Below are 17,582 nucleotides of genomic sequence, written 5' to 3' on the forward strand. Positions count from 1 at the left end.
GATCAGACGGTGGGGGGCACCGCAGTGGTGCTCTTCTCGACCGCCGCTGCGGGCGGCCGCGGCGCCGAGGTCAGGCCCGATCCCTGGAAGGCGGGACCTGCGTCATAGGCGGCGAAGGTGGCGGCGGTGATGATCTCGCTGACCGAGGCGCCCAGGGAGACGATCTGCACCGGCTTCTCCAGCCCGACCAGCAGGGGGCCGATCACCGTGGCGCCGCCCAGGGCCTGGACCAGTTTGGTCGAGATGGCGGCTGAATGAATGGCCGGCATGACCAGGACATTGGCGGGCTTGGTCAGGCGGTTGAAAGCGTAGGCCGGGTGGCCCTTGGGATCCAGCGCCACCTCCGGCGGCATTTCGCCCTCGTATTCGAAATCGACGCCCTTCTTGTCCAGGATGCGGATGGCCTCGCGCACCTTTTCGGCCCGGTCGCCAGGCGGATTGCCGAAGGTCGAATAGCTGAGGAAGGCGACGCGCGGATTGCGGCCCAGCCTGCGCACGGTCTCGGCCGCCTTGACGGCGATGTCGGCCAGTTCCGCCGCGTCCGGCAGTTCGTGGATGGTGGTGTCGGCCACGAACAGGGTGCGGCCCTTGGCCAGCAGGATCGACAGGCCGATCAGGGTGTCCTCGACGTCCAGCACGCGCTGGACCTCCTTCAGGGCCATGTTGAAGTTGCGGGTCACGCCCGCGACCATGGCGTCGGCCCGACCCTTGGCCACCAGGGTGGCGGCGAAATAGTTGCGGTCCTGGTTGATCATCCGCGCGACGTCGCGGCGCAGATAGCCCCGGCGCTGCAGCTTTTCGTACAGCCAGTCGGTGTCCTCGACATTGTGTTCGGAGACGCGGGCGTTCGTGATCTCAATGCCCAGGTCGTCGAAATTCAGACCGGCCTCGGCGGCGTTCTGACGGATCAGATCCTCGCGGCCGACCAGGATGGGCGTGCCCAGATCGGCCTGTTTGAAGCCCCAGGCGGCGCGGATGACGGCCAGTTCTTCACCCTCGGCGAAAACAACGCGCTTGTTCGGTCCGCCGCGCACCGCCGAGTTGATCTTCTGCATCAGGGCGGCGGACGGATCGACGCGCGAGCGCAGGGCGTTGCGATAGACGTCCATGTCCTCGATCTGGACGCGGGCCACGCCTGTATCCATCGCCGCCTGGGCGATGAAGGGCGGGATGTACCAGATCAGGCGCGGGTCGAACGGGGTGGGGATGATATAGTCGGGGCCGAATTTCAGCTTGCGGCCGCGATAGGCGGCGGCCACCTCGTCGGGCACATCCTCGCGGGCCAGGGCCGCCAGGGCCTGGGCGCAGGCGACCTTCATCTCGTGGTTCACCCGACGGGCGCGCACATCCAGGGCGCCCCGGAACAGATAGGGGAAGGCCAGGACGTTGTTGACCTGGTTCACATAGTCCGAGCGGCCGGTGGCGATGATGGCGTCGGACCGGACCGACTTGACGTCTTCCGGCGTGATCTCGGGATCGGGGTTGGCCATGGCGAAGATGATCGGATTGGGGGCCATGGAGGCCACCATCTCCTTGGTGATCGCGCCCTTGGCCGACAGGCCCAGGACGACATCGGCCCCGACCATGGCCTCGGCCATGGTGCGCAGGGGGGTGTCGGTGGCGTGGGCGGCCTTCCACTGGTCCATGCCGTGTTCGCGGCCCTGATAGACGACGCCGTCCCGATCGCAGATGACGGTGTTCTCGGCCTTGACCCCGGCGGCCTTCATCAGGGCGATCGAGGACAGGCCGGCCGCGCCCGCGCCCGACAGAACCACCTTGACCTCGTCCAGCCGTTTTCCGGCGACGTGGCAGGCGTTGATCAGGCCGGCGGTCGAGATGATGGCCGTGCCGTGCTGGTCGTCATGGAAGACGGGGATGTCCAGCAGGTCCTGAAGCTCGCTCTCGATGACGAAGCACTCGGGGGACTTGATGTCCTCCAGATTGATGCCGCCCCAGGTGTCGCCGATGTTCTTGACGACGGTGATGAATTCGTCCGGATCGGTGGTCTTGACCTCGACGTCGAAGCTGTCGACGTCGGCGAAGCGCTTGAACAGGACCGACTTGCCCTCCATCACCGGCTTGGAGGCCATGTGGCCCAGATTGCCCAGGCCCAGGATGGCGGTGCCGTTGGAGATGACGGCGACCAGATTGCCCTTGGACGTATATTCGTAGGCCTTGTCCGCATCGGCGGCGATGGCAAGGACCGGCACGGCCACGCCCGGCGAATAGGCCAGCGACAGGTCGCGCTGGGTCGCCATCGGCTTGGTCGGGGCCATCGAGATCTTGCCCGGGGTCGGGAAGAGGTGGAAGTCCAGCGCCTCCTGGTCGGAGAAGGTCTGTTTTTCGGTTTGATCGGGCATCGGGGGCGTCCAGGGCGTCAGCGGGGCTGTAACCGTTCGTGTCCTAGAGCGTGGGAAGGGCTGCGCCAAGCCTTGACGCCCCGGAAGGGTCACAGACCGGGCCGCAAGTTTCCGTTTGCGTCAGCGTCAACCGGATGCGCCGTCTAGAAGGACAGGGCGCCCGTGCGTTCGATCTCGACGGGGCCGGTCATCAGGACATGGTCGGTCGCCGCGTCCCAGTCGATGACCAATTCGCCGCCATCGACGACGACGGTGGCCTTGCGATCCGTCAGGCCGCGCCGGGCTGCGGCGACCTGGGCGGCGCAGGCGCCGGTGCCGCAGGCCTTGGTCAGGCCGGCGCCCCGTTCCCAGACGCGCAGACGGATATGGTCGCGGTCAAGGACATGGGCGAAACCGACATTCACGCCTTCAGGAAACAGCGGGTGGTGCTCGACCAGAGAGCCCGAGCCGGTGACGAAGCCGTCGTCCTGGCGGTCGGTGAAGAAGACGACGTGGGGATTGCCCATGGAAAGGGCGCCGGGCGTGTGCAGCAGCGGGGCGTCGATGGGGCCGACCTGAAGCTCGATGCCGCGCGTGTCCATCTCTTCGGCCAGGGGCACCTGAGTCCAGTCGAGGCGCGGGCGGCCCATGTCCACCGTGACCCGGCGGTCGCCCGCACGTGTGGCGGCGGTGGGGCCGGCTGCGGTGTCGATCGTGACCCTGTCGCCGCCGCCGGCCTCCATCAGCAGCCAGCCGACGCAGCGCAGGGCGTTGCCGCAGGTCTCCACCATGGAGCCGTCGGCGTTCCACACCCGCATGAAGGCGTCGGCGGTCTCGGACGGCTCGATGGCGATCAACTGGTCGAACCCCTCGCCCGTGGCGCGATCCGCCAGGGCGCGGATCTGGTCCTCGGTCGGACGAAACGGCGTTTCCAGCGCGTCGATGACGATGAAGTCATTGCCGGCGCCGTTCATCTTGATGAAAGGACGGGTCATGCAGGCCATATAGGCCTATCCCCGTCGTCCGGAAACCACTGTGTCCCAGAGCGAAACCGACCCCAAGGACGGCCTGAGGCTGCGCGCGCGGCTGCGATACCTGTATCACGGCGGCCAGCCGGCGGCGGTGAAGTTCCGGTTGACGGTCATCGTCATCGACTTCGCCATCATCGCCTTCTTCCTGGCGGCGCCGATCCTGAAGAACATGGGCTGGGCCTTCTATGTGCTCGACTATCTGATCGCCGCCCTGCTGGCGGTCGATCTGGCGGCGCGGGCCTACGCCTATTCCGACATCAAGGACTGGCTGAAACGGCCGATCGTCTGGCTAGACCTGTTTATTCTGGCGACCCTGCTGTTCCCGGCCTGGCTGTTCAACCTCGGCTTCCTGCGGATGCTGCGGCTGTGGACCCTGCTGAACTCCGACTTCTTCTGGCGGACGGTCGGCGCGCGGTTCGACGACACCCGGGTCGAGGGGATCGTGCGCGCGCTTTCGGGTCTGGTCACCTTCGTCTTCGTCGTGACCGGCTTCGTCTATGCGACCTTCCGGGGGCATGACGGGATCAGCGGCTATATCGACGCCCTCTATTTCACCGTGGCGACCCTGACGACGACCGGGTTCGGCGACGTCACCCTGCCGGGGCCGCTGGGCAAGCTTCTGTCCATCGCCATCATGCTGGTGGGGATCACCCTGTTCCTGCGTCTGGCCCAGGCCCTGATCAAGCCGCACAAGGTTCGTTTCCCTTGCGACCGATGCGGCCTTCAGACCCATGACCCGGACGCCGTCCACTGCAAGGCCTGCGGAAATCTGATCTGCATCCCGGACGAGGGCTGAGACAAAGATGACAAAACCGTAAGGGCGGATTCGTCGCCTTGCCGCGCGGCGGACCGCCGTTAAGGTGCCCGTCTTCAATTCCGGGGACTGTCCATGATCCGCTCATCCGCCGCCGTGCTCGCGGCCCTTCTCGCCTCCACCAGCCTGACGTCGGTATCCATGGCCCAGACCGCTTCCTCCGCTCCCGCCTTCGCAACCAGCGAGGCGAGCGACCCCTATGTCTGGCTCGAGGACGTCGAGGGCGCGCGGGCCATGGCCTGGGTCAAGGACCACAACACCCATTCGCTGGGCGTGCTGCAAGGCGACCCCCGCTATGAGCCCTTGCACCAGCAGGCGCTAGCCATCGTACAGGCGCGCGACCGGATCCCGGCTCCGGGCTTCACCCATGACGGTCATATCGACAATTTCTGGCAGGACGCCCAGCATGTGCGCGGCGTCTGGCGACGCACGACGCTGGACTCCTACAAGACCGCCGAGCCCCAGTGGGAGACGGTGCTGGACATCGACGCCCTGGCCGAGGCCGAGAGCGCCAACTGGGTCTACAAGGGTTCGACCTGCCTGGCGCCCGAAGAGCGCTACTGCCTGATCAGCCTGTCGAACGGCGGCAAGGACGCCGTGACCCTGCGTGAGTTCGACAGCGTGACCCGCAGCTTCGTCGAGGGCGGCTTCTTCCTGCCGGAGTCCAAGGGCGGCGCGACCTGGCTGAACAAGGACACCCTGCTGATCTCGCGCGATTTCGGCGTCGGCACCCTGACCAACTCCGGCTATCCGATGATAGTGAAGCGGATGATGCGCGGTCAGTCGCTGGATCAGGCCGACGTCCTGTTCATGGGCGAACCGACCGACGTCTCGGTGTCCGGCTATACGCTGCGGGACGCCGACGGGGCGCTGAAGGCGACCCTGATCAACCGGTCGATCGACTTCTATTCGTCCGAGACCTATCGCGTGACCGACGACGGGGCGGTGGTGAAACTGGCTCTGCCGGCCAAGTCGGACATTACCGGACTGGTCGCGGGCAAGCTGGTTGTGTCGCTGAAACAGGACTGGACCGCGCCGTCGGGCCAGGACTTCAAGAGCGGCGACCTGATCGCCTGGCCGCTGGACGCCTGGCTGGAAGACCAGGCCACGCCCGCGGTCCTGGTGCTGCGTCCGACCGAGCGTCAGGCCGTCGAGGGGGTCAATGCGACGCGCAACACCCTGGTCGTCGCCCTGTACGACAATGTGCGCGGTTCGGTGCGGGTCTATCGCCCCGGCGACAGCGAGTGGACCTATTCCACCCTGGGCCTGCCGCAGAACGTCTCGGTCGGCGTCGGCTCGGCGTCGGAGACCGATGACAAGGTCTTCGTCAGCGTCACCGGCTATCTGAACCCGTCCAGCCTGTGGCTGGCCGATGCGGCGACCGGCGCGGTCGATCAGGTCAAGTCGATGCCGGCCAAGTTCGACGCGACCGGCATGACGGTGGACCAGCACGAGGCCCGTTCGGCCGACGGGACGATGATCCCCTATTTCGTGGTCCATAAGGCCGACATGCCGCTGGACGGGTCGAACCCGACGTTGCTGTACGGTTACGGCGGGTTCGAAAGCTCGTTGCTGCCCGGCTATTCGGCCACGGTCGGCAAGCTGTGGCTGGAGCGGGGCGGGGTCTATGTCATCGCCAATACCCGCGGCGGCGGCGAGTTCGGTCCGCGCTGGCACGAGGCGGCCCTGCAGCAGAACCGCCAGCGGGCGCATGAAGACTTCCAGGCCGTGGCCCTGGACCTGATCGCGCGCGACATCACCAGCCAGCCGAAGCTGGGGATCATGGGCGGCTCCCAAGGCGGCCTGTTCATGGGGGCGATGCTGACCCAGCGGCCCGACCTGATCAACGCGGCGGTCATCCAGGTGCCCCTGTTCGACATGCTGCGCTTCCACAAGCTGCTGGCCGGCGCCTCGTGGAAGGGCGAGTACGGCGATCCGGACGTTCCGGAAGAACGCGCCTGGATCCAGGCCTATTCGCCCTATCAGAACCTGCGGGCCGGCCAGCCCTATCCGGAGGTCTTCATCCACACCTCGACCAAGGACGACCGCGTCCATCCGGGCCACGCCCGCAAGGCGGCGGCGCGTCTGGAAGAGCTGGGCTATCCGGTGCTGTTCTACGAGAACACCGATGGCGGCCATGCGGCGGGGGCGAACCTGCAAGAGACGGCGCGTCGGTTGGCGCTGGAATACACCTACCTGTCGCGGCGGCTGATGGATTCCCCGGCGAAGGAATAGGTCTCTTTATCCGCTCATCCCCGCGAAAGCGGGGACCCAGTTCTTTCGCAAGGTTCGGCGACTGGGATCGAGTTCAGTACGAACGGGCGGCGCCGAACGCCCAAAGGTCTGGGTCCCCGCTTTCGCGGGGATGAGCGGAGAGTTTGAGCCATGCGTCACCTGATCCTGTCCGCCGCCATCCCGGCGCTGCTGCTCGGAACCTGCGCGAGCAACCGGAACATGGAAGAGTATTTCTCCCCCATGACCGTCGCTTCGGAGACGTCCCCGCCCCACTTCCCGCGCGACCTGACCCCTGCGGGCGTCGCCGCAGCGGACGATCATCTGGCCCTGGAGCAGGTGGATGGGGCCGAGGCCATGGCCTTCGTCGCCGATGAGAACCGCAAGTCCCTGGCCGTCCTGACCGGCGACCCGCGCTATGAGACCTTCCGCGCCGAGGCCCAGGCCATCCTGACCGCCACCGACCGGATCCCGGGCCCTTCCTTCCTCGGCGACGGAATCGGCAATTTCTGGCAGGACGCGGCCAATCCCAAGGGCGTCTGGCGGCGCACGACGCTGGACAGCTACCGCACCGCGACCCCGCAGTGGGAGACCCTGCTGGACATCGACGCCCTGTCCAAGGCTGAGGGCAAGGACTGGGTGTTCAAGGGCGCCGACTGCCTGGCGCCCGACGAGACCCGCTGCCTGATCAATCTGTCCGACGGCGGCAAGGACGCGGTGGTGGTGCGCGAGTTCGACCTGACGACGAAACAGTTCGTGGACGGTGGTTTCAACCTGTCAGAGGGCAAGCACCGCATCGAATGGTTGGACCGCGACACGCTCCTGGTCGCCACCGACTTTGGCTCCGGAACAATGACCGAGTCCGGCTATCCCTTCATCGTCAAGACGCTGAAGCGCGGCCAGACCCTGGCCCAGGCGGTCGAGGTCTATCGCGGCGAACAGGGCGACGGCGGCTATGGCGTCAGCCCGGCCGTCTATCGCGACAAGGACGGTAAGGTCACAGCCGTCATCATCACCCGCCCGCTGGACACCTTCCGGTCGGAGACCTGGGCCATGGCCCACGACGGTTCGACGATGAAGCTGGCCCTGCCGTCGCGGGTGTCGATTTATGGCGTCATCGGCGACCGGCTGGTCGTGTCGAACGACGAGGCGTGGCGCTGGGGTGCGCGAGAGGTGACGGCGGGCTCGCTGCTGGCCGTGTCGCTGGACGAGCTGAAACGCGGAAGCGGCGGCCTCTATCCCGACACCGATCCCGAGACCATCTTCACGCCGGGGCCGCGCCAATCGCTGCAGTCGGTCGCGGTGATGAGCGATTCCGTCCTGGCCACCCTGTCGGACAATGTCGCCGGTCGCCTGACCCAGTTCAGCTTCGGGCGGGACAATCGCCCGGTCTGGAGCGGCGCCTCCATCGCCGTGCCCGACAATGTGGCCGTCAATCTGGGCGACTCCTCCAAGTCGCGCGGCGAGGCCTTTGTCTCCTTCCAGGGGTTCCTGACGCCTCCGACCCTCAGCCTGGCCCGTATGGACATCGGCGCCCTGACCGAGCTGAAATCCGCCCCGGCCAAGTTCGACGCCTCGACCCATGTGGTGGAGCAGTACGAGGCCACCTCGACCGACGGGACCAGGATCCCCTATTTCATCACCCGTCCGCGCGACATGAAGCTGGACGGGTCGAACCCGACCATCATGCTGGGTTACGGCGGCTTCCAGGTCAGTCTGAACCCGGCCTACAAGCCCGAGATGGGCAAGCTGTGGCTGGAGCGGGGCGGGGTCTTCGTCCAGGCCAATATCCGTGGCGGCGGCGAGTTCGGTCCCGACTGGCACCAGGCGGCCCTGGACGGAAACCGCCAGCGCGCCTTCGACGATTTCGCCGCCGTGGCGCGTGATCTGGAACAGCGCGGCGTCACCAGCCCGCGCCGCCTGGGCATCTATGGCCGGTCAAACGGGGGTGTTCTGACCAGCGTGTCGATCACCCAGCATCCGGAACTGTTCAACGCAGCGGTGATCGAGAGCCCGCTGGTCGACATGCTGCGCTATCACGAGCTGCCGGCCGGCGCCTCGTGGATCGGCGAATACGGCGATCCGCGCATCCCCGAAGAAGCCGAGTGGATCGCCCGATATTCCGCCTATCAGCAGCTGCGGCCGGACGTGACCTATCCCCGCGTCTATCTGACCACCAACACCCGCGACGACCGGGTCCACCCGGGCCACGCGCGCAAGTTCGCCGCCCGTCTGGGCGACCAGGGCCACGACCATCTCTATTACGAGGATACGGCCGGCGGTCACTCCAACGACGCCGATCCGGTGGCCAATGCGCGGCGCTGGGCCCGTCACTATGTCTATCTGTCGCAACAACTGATGGATTGAGGCCTGGGGCTGCGGGTCACGCACTTATGACTCCCGGCCGCATCTGCGCGGGCTAAAGAACGTCGCCATGAGAAACAGGGTCTGGATCATCGCAGCGACGGTCATGACGGGCGTTCTGTTGTCCGTCGGGTCGGTCGCCCAGCCTGTCGGGGCGCGGGGCAAGCCCGTGCGCGCGGCCGCCGCGGCCGGCTCGCCGGTGGTGGTCGAACTGTTCACCGCCCAGGGCTGCGGCGGCTGTGTCGAGGCGAATGCGGTGGTCGAGCGGGCGGCGGGCGAGCCGGGGGTCATCGCCCTGACCTATGGCGTCGACTACTGGGACTATCTGGGCTGGACCGACACCTTCGCCCGGCCCGAGTTCGTGCAGCGCCAGCGCGCCTATCGCGCCGCTTTGCGCCAACGCGGCGTGTCCACGCCCCAGGTGGTGATCGACGGCCGCCGCCAGGTGTCCGGCGCGCGTGGACTGGAGCTGGAACACGCCATTGTGGAGGAGGCGAGCCGCCGTATCTGGCCGCCCGAGATCGAATTCCGCGAGACCGGCGATCAGGTCGGGATCGGTTCGGGCCGCCCGCCGTCGGGCGGCGCGGAGGTGCTGGCCGTCACCTATACGCCCGGCCCCCAAATGGTCGAGGTCAGCCGTGGCGAGAACCGGGGGCAGACCGTACGCCACGTCAATGTGGTGCGGGATATCGTGAACCTCGGCGACTGGCGCGGCCGGCCCATCCTGTTTGATCTGCCCCAGACGCATGGCGGAGACGCCGTGGTGGTGATGATCCAGGGCAAGACGGATCGCCGCATCCTGGGCGCCGCCGTCAGAAATTGAACCGCGCCTACTGGGACGTCGGGCAGGACGCTCTGACGGAGTTTGGGCCTGTCGCCGGCAACCGGTCGTTCGGCGCGTGAGGCTCAGGGGCGGATAGAGCTGCAGGGGCAGGCCAGGGGGTTCTAGGCGCCCGCCTTCTTCGCAAAGCCCCAGGCCGCGTCACTGAGCGGCCCGACCTGGGCGGCCATGGTGCGGGCGTGGGCGCTGGCCGCTGTGCCGTCGCGGACGCGACCGGCGATGCCCTGGCAGATTGCCGCCAGTCGGAACAGATTATAGGCGTACAGCCAGTCCAGATTGGCGGGCCGCATCCCGGTCGCCGCCGCATAGCGTTCGACCGTTTCCTCGACGGAGGGAATCCCCAGAGCCTCCAGGTCGGCGCCGGCCAGGCCGTTGCGCAGGGACGCCGGAATGGCCCAGGCGATCAGCAGATAGGAGAAGTCGGCCATTGGATCGCCCAGGGTCGACAGCTCCCAGTCCAGCACGGCCCGAACCTCGGCCGCATCCGGCGCCAGGATCAGATTGTCCAGCCTGAAGTCGCCGTGGACGATGCGGCTGGGCCCCTCGGGCGGCAGACTGTCCGGCAGGAAGGCGATCAGCCGATCCATGGACGGGATCGGCTCGATCTCGGAAGCGCGATACTGTTTGGTCCAGCGGCCGACCTGGCGGGCGAAATAGTTGCCGGCCTTGCCATAGTCCGTCAGGCCGATGGCGTCGGGATCGAAGGCGTGCAGCCGGGCCAGGGCGTCTGTCTGGGCCTCATAGACGGCGCGCCGTTCCGTCGGCGTCAGGCCGGGCAGCTTCAGGTCCCAGAAGATACGCCCTTCGACCTTGTCCATCACATAGAAGATCGAGCCGATGACGGTCTCGTCCATGCACAGGGCGTGCGGCCGGGCCACTGGAAATCCCTGGGCGGCGAGGGCTGAGATGACCTGGAATTCGCGGTCCACCGCATGGGCGCTGGGCAGCAGGACGCCGGGCGGCTTGCGGCGCAACACATAGGCGGCGCCGGGCGTGGTCAGCTCATAGGTCGGGTTCGACTGGCCGCCCTTGAACTGGCGCATCGTCAGCGGACCGACGTAGCCAGCGACATGGACGGCCATCCAGGCGTCCAGAGCCTCCTCGTCAAGCCGATAGCGGGGATCGACCTCACGTGTGCCGGAAAAAGCCGTCTGGGCGTCTATTGTAGCGTCGGTCATGGGCGGCCTGTTGTTTCCTGCACCGGCCCCGTCTTATGCGCGGTCCGGCGCGGCGATGATGGCGGCCTTTACGGCGCGGCGCCAGCCGGAAAGCAGGCGGTCGCGCTCGGCCGGTTTCATGCGGGGCGTCCAGCGGGCCGGGGCCTCGGTCGTGCGGGCCTGCAGATCGGGCAGAAGTCCGACGCCGAGGGCGGCGAGGCGGGCGGCGCCCAGGGCGGTCATTTCCTGGAAGGCCGGGCGTTCGACCTCGACCTCGCAGATGTCGGCGACGAACTGCATGGCGAAACTGTTGGCGGTGACGCCGCCGTCGACCTTCAGCGTTTTCAGCGGCGGGGCGCCGTCCTGGGCCAGGGCGTCCAGCAGGTCGCGGGTCTGATAGGCCAGGGCCTCCAGCGCCGCGCGGACGAAATGGGCCGGGCCGGAATCCCGCGTCAGCCCCACCACGGCGCCCCGCGCCTCGGGCTCCCACCAGGGCGCGCCCAGGCCGGTGAAACCGGGCACCATATAGACGCCGCCGTTATCGGCCAGGCCCTGCGCCATTGCTTCGGACTGGCGGGATTCCGAGATCAGCTTCACCCCGTCGCGCAGCCACTGAATGGCCGAGCCGGCCGAAAAGATCGAACCCTCCAGCGCATAGGCGGTCTGGCCTGCGGCCTGATAGCCCAGCGTGCCCAGCAGACGACGGGTCGAGGCGACGGGTTCCGGCCCGACATTGGCGACCAGGAAGGCCCCGGTGCCATAGGTGATCTTGGCGTCTCCGGGGTGCAGGGCGCCATGCCCGACCAGGGCCGCCTGCTGGTCTCCCGCGGATCCGGCCAGGGGCAGGGCGCGGCCGAACAGGCCGGGCTCCGTCTCACCAATCACCCCCGCGCAAGGAACGATGGCGGGCAGGGCGGCGCGGGGCACGGCGAACAGGGCGCACAGATCGTCGCGCCATTCGACCGTCTTCAGGTCCATCAGGGCGGTGCGGGCGGCGTTGGAGGCGTCGGTGGCGTGAATCCGGCCGCCCGTCAGTTTCCAGATCAACCAGGCGTCGATCGTGCCCAGTTTGACCTCGCCCCGGATCGCCCGGTCGCGCGCCCCCGGCACGGCGTCCAGCAGCCAGGCGAACTTGGTCGCCGAAAAATAGGGATCCAGGATCAGGCCGGTCGCAGCCTGGACGGCGGGCTCGTGGCCTTCTGCGGTCAGTCGCGCAGTGACGGGGGCGGTGCGCCGGTCCTGCCAGACGATGGCGCGGTGCAGGGGCGCGCCGGTCCCTGCGTCCCACATCACGGCCGTCTCGCGCTGGTTGGTGAGGCCCACGGCGGCGAACCGATCGACGCCGCCCGCCTTCTGCACCACTTCGCGACAGGTCTGGAGCACGGCGGACCAGATCTCGGACGCATCATGCTCGACCCATCCGGACTGGGGGAAATGCTGGGCCAGTTCGATCTGGCTGACGGCCACGGGGCGCAGGCCCCCGTCGCGGATTTCGAAGGCGATGGCGCGGGTCGAGGTCGTGCCCTGGTCGATGGCGAGGATCAGGCTCAAGCGGTTTCTCCATATCGGCGCCTTACGCGGCGCTCGTACCCTGGGCTAAGGGGAGCATATGACGACGCACCTGCCCAGCTTTGAAGGCGTCCTTGACGCCGCCCGCCAGATCAACGGCGTCGCTGTCCGCACGCCGTTGATCGAAAGTCCCGCCCTGAACGCCGTGGTCGGCGGGCGGGTGCTGATGAAGGCCGAGAACCTGCAGCGGGCAGGGGCGTTCAAGTTTCGCGGGGCCTACAACCGCATCAGCCGACTGAACGCCGAGGAGAAGGCGCGGGGCGTCGTCGCCTTTTCTTCCGGCAATCACGCCCAGGGCGTGGCCGCCGCCGCCGCCTTGGTCGGGACGTCGGCGATCATCGTCATGCCGTCCGACTCGCCCCGGGTGAAGGTCGAGGGGGTGATCGGATTCGGCGGAGAGGTGCGGCTCTATGATCGCTGGACCGAGAGCCGAGAGGCCATCGGCGCCGCGATAGCAGCCGAGCGGGGGTCTGTTCTGGTCCCGCCGTTCGACGATCCCTTCATTATCGAGGGCCAGGGCACGGTGGCGCTGGAGATGTTGGACCAGGCGGATGCGCCGATGGACCAGCTTTTGTGCGGCGCCTCCGGCGGCGGGCTGATGGCCGGGATCAATCTGGTCATGGCTGAACGCAGTCCGCAGACGAAGGTGATCGTGGTGGAGCCCGAGGCCTATGACGACACCGCGCGGTCTCTGGCGGCGGGGGAGCGGGTTGGTCATCCGCAGGGCCCGCCGTCGATCTGCGACGCCCTGATGTCCCCGATGCCGGGCGTACTGACCTGGCCGATCAATCGGCGGCTGGCGGGGGCGCTCACGGTGTCGGATGCGGAGGTGGCCGAGGCGGTGCGGTTCGCCTTCCGTCACCTGAAGCTGGTCGTCGAGCCCGGCGGGGCGGTGTCCCTGGCGGCCTTGCTCTCCGGCAAGTCCGAGACGAAAGGGCGAACCACAGGTATCGTCCTGTCCGGAGGCAATGTTGACGCGGTGCTCTATGGCGAGATCTTGGAAGGCCGTTTCGAGGGGTAGGTCTTTCCTTCCGGCATTGTCTCGGCCACCGTCGCTCAAACAGGAAAGTCGGGAAGGAACCTCATGGCGAAGACGGTGATGACGACGAGCGAGCTCCAGAGTCGGGTTGGCCAGCAGGTGGGGGTCTCGAGGTGGTTCGAGGTCAGCCAGGCCAGGATCGACGCCTTCGCCGATTGCACCGAGGATCGGCAGTTCATCCATGTGGATCCCGAGGCCGCCCAGACGACGCCGTTCGGCGGAACCATCGCCCACGGTTTCCTGACCCTCAGCCTGGCGTCGGCGATGAGCTATGACGCCGTTGCGCCGCTTAAGGGTGCGGTGATGGGAATCAATTACGGATTTGACCGGCTCAGATTCCTGGCTCCGGTGCGGGCGGGGTCGAGGGTTCGGGGGCGGTTCCGGCTGCTGTCGGCCGAAGACAGGGGCGCAGGGCGCTGGTTGTTGAAGCATGAAATCACGGTCGAGATTGAAGGCGACGACAAGCCCGCCCTGATCGCGGAGTGGTTGGGAATGCAGGTGATGGCCGGCTAAATTCTCGTTTGGGGGGACATGCCAGCGCCCCGGCGTTGTGTTCTCGCGGGGTCCGAAGTGCGTCCAAGCAATGGCTCAGAGACAATTTTACCTGTAGCATCAATAGCACGGTGATCAATTCAGCGCGCTTGTCCGCCTCGTTTTCGCCTCGACCTTCGACGGCAACGCTGGTAAGACCCGCGAAGGCGGTAGACCCGCCCGAATACAAACAGGCGGAGGGCTAATCCCCATGCGTATGAAGACTATCGTGCTGGCCTCCAGCGCAGCGGCCGCCCTGGCCCTGTCAGCTGGCGCGGCTTCGGCAGAACCTAACGGCTGGTACGGCGCGATCGACGCCGGTTACCACATGATCGACGACATCAACGCCGAATCGTCGACGACGGGTGCCAACTGGAACTATGAAGTGAACGACGGCTGGGCGGCTTTCGCCCGTCTCGGCTATCGCTTCAACCCCAACTGGCGCGTTGAACTCGAAGGCGGCTACCGCTCGGGCGACATCGGCACCGTGCGCGCCGTCTCCGGCACCCAGGGCCTGTGCAACCTGACCCCGGCGACCGGCGGCTGCTTCTCTCCGGAAGGCGACATCGAGTCGGCCACCCTGATGGCCAATGTCATCTATGATTTCGGCTATGAAGCCTGGGGCATCCGTCCCTTCGTCGGTCTCGGCGCCGGCGTGAACCGCGTCACCACCGACACCAACGGCAACCTGCGCGCCAACCGCGGCGCCACCTTCACCGCCGATGACGACTCGACCGAGTTCGCCGCTCAGGCGATCGCCGGTCTGGCCTGGGCTGTGGGCGACCGCACCAATATCGACCTGACCTACCGCTATCTGACGGGCGACGCCTCGTTCGCCTCGACCACGGTCGGCACCGGCGTCGGCGCGACCTCGTTCGGCGAATGGGATGGCGACTACGATCAGTCGCACACCGTGACCCTGGGTCTGCGTTACAGCTTCGGCGCTGAAGAAGCTGCACCGCCCCCGCCCCCGCCGCCCCCGCCGCCGCCCCCGCCTCCTCCGCCCCCGCCGCCGCCGCCGCCGGCTCCGGTCAAGCCGGCCGCGCGTGAGTTCGTGGTCTATTTCGACTGGGATCGTTCGGACCTGACGGCGGAAGCCCGCTCGGTCGTGACGCAAGCCGCGACCTACGCCAAGTCGGGCGCCGCGACGCGCGTCCTGATCGTCGGCTACACCGACACCTCGGGCTCGGCCGCCTATAACCTCGGCCTGTCGAACCGTCGTTCGCGCACCGTCGCGGACGCCCTGGTCGCCCAAGGCGTCAACGGCGGCGTCATCGCCCTGGACGGCAAGGGCGAAACCGCCCTGGCCAAGCCGACCGCTGACGGCGTGCGTGAGCCGCTCAACCGTCGCGCGACGATCAACATCAACTTCTAAGCCTGTCCCGACGGTCGGCCTGCTCTTTCAGGCCGACCGAAGACAGACAAGAAGGGTTGAAAGACTGAACGCCGTCTCCGCTTGGAGACGGCGTTTTTCTTGGCCTGAATGCGCCGCGGCGGCCCGGCTTCAAGTTTCGGTTCAGTTGGCAGCTTGAGTCAGCAATGGCGGTGCGGATTCGGCCGATCGAGATTGACGCAACAACGCCTCGCCGGCGCCGATCACCAATGTCGCCGTCAGGACCGCACACACCACGGCGACAGCCGCAAGCTTGAGCGTTTGCGTGAACTCACGACCTTCCGGCGTCACTGGACTCTCCACCTCGACACCTCGCTCAAACATGAGGGGTGCGTCGGCGCAAGTCACGGAACAGTGTCCACCCTGTGAAAAGGGGCGGCGCCCTGCGGCGCCGCCCCCTCGAGCTTCATCATTCTCGAACCCGATCAGCCCGTGAACGGCCGGATAAGGATCTCGACGCGACGGTTCTGAGCCTTGCCCTCCGGCGTGGCGTTGGAGGCCACGGGACTACGCGAGCTGTTGCCGGCGACGTAGAGCCGCTCGGCGATCACGCCGCGACGAACCAGTTCCGAAGCCACGCTGGCGGCGCGACGCTCGGACAGGGGCTGATTGATGGCGTCTCCGCCGGTCGAGTCGGTGTGGCCGATCACGTCGATGGTTGAGCGGTCATATTCCTGAAGCACCCGCGCCACGTCGTCGAGCACCGGCAGGAAGCGCGGATCGATCGAGGATTGGTTGGTGGCGAAGGTCACATCCGACGGCATGCGCAGAACCAGGTTGTCGCCCTGGCGAGCGACGCCGACGCCGCTGCCGGACAGTTCAGCCTCCATGGCGCGCTGCTGGCGGTCCATGTACTGGCCCACGGCTGCGCCGCCCAGGGCGCCGACACCGGCTCCGATGAGAGCATTCTTGCGGCCTTGTTCGCCGTTTGAAGTGTTTGTCAGATAGCCCAGCAGAGCGCCGCCCAATGCGCCAGCGATGGCGCCCGTGCCGGTGTTGTTGCGGGTCGGTGTCGAGCTGTAGGGGTCGGTCGTGGTGCAGGCTGCCGTTCCCAGCAGGGCTGCAATGGAAACGCTGGCGACAATGATCTTGGCGCGCATGGAATAATCCTTCCGAATTTCTGTCTGGTGTAAAACGCGCGCCTACTGTCAAGGTTCCAAGCTGTACCACAAGTGAACGAGCGCATTTTGCGCTCCACGGGCAGAGGGAGGGATCGCCCACGAACTGACACGGCCGCGGAATAGGCGTAAGGGAACCGCCGCATATTCTTTTGACCGAGGACGACGCCCCCGTGAGTTCGAGCCCCAACGAAACCGCTCCTGCCGTCACTGCGCGGGCCATCACGCCCGTGTCGATGAAGCGATATGACGCTGACTTCCAGGGGTTCAGCGACGCTCTGGGCGCCTCGTTCGCGGAGTATGGGTTTGCGGTGGTGGCCGACCATGCGCTGGATGCCGCCCGGATCGCCGCAGCTCTTGCCGACGCCAAAACCTTCTTCGCTCTGCCCGAGGCGGTGAAGCGTCAGTATCATCACCCGGGAACAGGCGGCGCGCGCGGCCTGACCCCGTTCGGCGTGGAAGCGGCCAAAGGGGCCGCGTCCGTCGATCTGAAGGAGTTCTGGCATGTCGGGCGCGAGCTGCCGGAGGGCCACCCCTATCGTCGTTTCATGCGCGATAATGTCTGGCCGGTGGAGACGCCCGGATTCAAGGCTAATATCTATGGCATGTACGAGGAGCTTGACGCCCTGGGGCGCAAGATCCTGAAGGCTATCGCCCGTTACCTGGACCTCGGCGACGCCTATTTTGAGGACAAGGTCGAGATGGGCAACAGCGTGCTCCGCCTGCTCCACTATCCGCCCGTGCCGGCTGATGCGCCGGGGGTGCGCGCCGGCGCCCATGAGGACATCAATGTCATCACCCTGCTGCTGGGCGCCGAGGAGGCGGGGCTGCAGCTGAAGGAGAAGGACGGCAGCTGGCTGGACATCGCGCCGCCGCCGGGGGCCCTGGTGATCAATATCGGCGACATGCTGCAACGGCTGACCAACCACGTCCTGCCGTCGACGACGCACCGGGTGGTCAATCCTGCGCCGGAGCGGCGTGGCTTCGCCCGCTATTCGACGCCCTTCTTCCTGCACTTCAACCCGGATTTCCTGATCGAAACCCTGCCGAGCGCGATAACGCCGGACAATCCAGACCGCTACGCTGGCAAAGCGATCACCGCCGAAGACTATCTGGCCGAGCGCTTGCGCGAGATCCGGTTGCTGTGACGGTGT

At 67.0% G+C, this 17,582-nt stretch carries 14 protein-coding genes; 8 read left to right on the top strand and 6 right to left on the bottom strand.

All coding sequences use genetic code 11. The features are described 5' to 3' along the window. Nucleotides 1-2: 2 nt before the first annotated feature. Nucleotides 3-2,360: an NADP-dependent malic enzyme gene (locus AC1RSI_RS10035; RefSeq protein WP_154726571.1), complete on the bottom strand. Its 2,358-nt coding sequence runs from the start codon at nt 2,358-2,360 to the stop codon at nt 3-5. Between the two features lie 143 nt (nt 2,361-2,503). Continuing rightward, nucleotides 2,504-3,334, bottom strand: a complete 831-nt coding sequence (gene dapF / locus AC1RSI_RS10040) for a diaminopimelate epimerase (protein ID WP_196066403.1) — start codon at nt 3,332-3,334, stop codon at nt 2,504-2,506. Nucleotides 3,335-3,374: 40 nt separating this feature from the next. Here dapF and AC1RSI_RS10045 point away from each other — a divergent pair, with 40 nt between their 5' ends. The 4 genes from AC1RSI_RS10045 to AC1RSI_RS10060 all read left to right on the top strand — a co-directional run bounded on the left by AC1RSI_RS10045 (nt 3,375) and on the right by AC1RSI_RS10060 (nt 9,603). Next, nucleotides 3,375-4,166 carry a potassium channel family protein gene (locus AC1RSI_RS10045; protein ID WP_008261921.1) on the top strand — a complete coding sequence of 264 codons (792 nt, stop codon included), beginning with the start codon at nt 3,375-3,377 and terminating at the stop codon, nt 4,164-4,166. 93 nt (nt 4,167-4,259) lie between these two features. Next, entirely contained in the window at nt 4,260-6,419 is a 2,160-nt protein-coding gene (locus tag AC1RSI_RS10050) for a prolyl oligopeptidase family serine peptidase (protein ID WP_154726573.1), read from the top strand. Between the two features lie 150 nt (nt 6,420-6,569). After that, complete coding sequence (locus tag AC1RSI_RS10055) at nt 6,570-8,783, top strand: prolyl oligopeptidase family serine peptidase (RefSeq protein WP_035309398.1); 2,214 nt, start codon at nt 6,570-6,572, stop codon at nt 8,781-8,783. A 67-nt stretch (nt 8,784-8,850) separates the two neighbouring features. Further along, a complete protein-coding gene (locus AC1RSI_RS10060; RefSeq protein WP_035309396.1) occupies nt 8,851-9,603 on the top strand; it encodes a DUF1223 domain-containing protein in 753 nt (250 codons plus the stop codon). A 122-nt stretch (nt 9,604-9,725) separates the two neighbouring features. Here the strand turns inward: AC1RSI_RS10060 and AC1RSI_RS10065 are convergent, their stop codons facing one another. Together AC1RSI_RS10065 and glpK are read right to left on the bottom strand one after the other, a co-directional pair. Continuing rightward, complete coding sequence (locus AC1RSI_RS10065; RefSeq protein WP_035309394.1) at nt 9,726-10,799, bottom strand: phosphotransferase; 1,074 nt, start codon at nt 10,797-10,799, stop codon at nt 9,726-9,728. A 33-nt stretch (nt 10,800-10,832) separates the two neighbouring features. Continuing rightward, nucleotides 10,833-12,323, bottom strand: coding sequence for a glycerol kinase GlpK (gene glpK, locus AC1RSI_RS10070; RefSeq protein ID WP_196066404.1), 1,491 nt, complete (start codon nt 12,321-12,323; stop codon nt 10,833-10,835). 64 nt (nt 12,324-12,387) lie between these two features. Between glpK and AC1RSI_RS10075 the strand changes: the two genes are divergently transcribed. The 3 genes from AC1RSI_RS10075 to AC1RSI_RS10085 all read left to right on the top strand — a co-directional run bounded on the left by AC1RSI_RS10075 (nt 12,388) and on the right by AC1RSI_RS10085 (nt 15,292). Next, entirely contained in the window at nt 12,388-13,368 is a 981-nt protein-coding gene (locus AC1RSI_RS10075) for a threonine ammonia-lyase (protein ID WP_035309390.1), read from the top strand. Nucleotides 13,369-13,431: 63 nt separating this feature from the next. Next, a complete protein-coding gene (locus AC1RSI_RS10080) occupies nt 13,432-13,899 on the top strand; it encodes a MaoC family dehydratase (protein WP_035309389.1) in 468 nt (155 codons plus the stop codon). A gap of 235 nt (nt 13,900-14,134) precedes the next feature. Then, on the top strand, nt 14,135-15,292 hold the full coding sequence (locus AC1RSI_RS10085) for an outer membrane beta-barrel protein (RefSeq protein WP_008260682.1): 1,158 nt from the start codon (nt 14,135-14,137) through the stop codon (nt 15,290-15,292). A gap of 141 nt (nt 15,293-15,433) precedes the next feature. On the opposite strand, the gene AC1RSI_RS10090 is transcribed toward AC1RSI_RS10085, so the two are convergent. Next, nucleotides 15,434-15,601, bottom strand: a complete 168-nt coding sequence (locus AC1RSI_RS10090; RefSeq protein WP_154726312.1) for a hypothetical protein — start codon at nt 15,599-15,601, stop codon at nt 15,434-15,436. Between the two features lie 134 nt (nt 15,602-15,735). Continuing rightward, a complete protein-coding gene (locus tag AC1RSI_RS10095; RefSeq protein WP_154726313.1) occupies nt 15,736-16,410 on the bottom strand; it encodes a YiaD family glycine zipper/OmpA-like lipoprotein in 675 nt (224 codons plus the stop codon). Between the two features lie 254 nt (nt 16,411-16,664). Between AC1RSI_RS10095 and AC1RSI_RS10100 the strand changes: the two genes are divergently transcribed. Continuing rightward, nucleotides 16,665-17,576 carry an isopenicillin N synthase family dioxygenase gene (locus AC1RSI_RS10100; RefSeq protein WP_154726326.1) on the top strand — a complete coding sequence of 304 codons (912 nt, stop codon included), beginning with the start codon at nt 16,665-16,667 and terminating at the stop codon, nt 17,574-17,576. Nucleotides 17,577-17,582: the final 6 nt, after the last annotated feature.

Source organism: Brevundimonas sp. GW821-FHT10E09 (assembly GCF_058809375.1).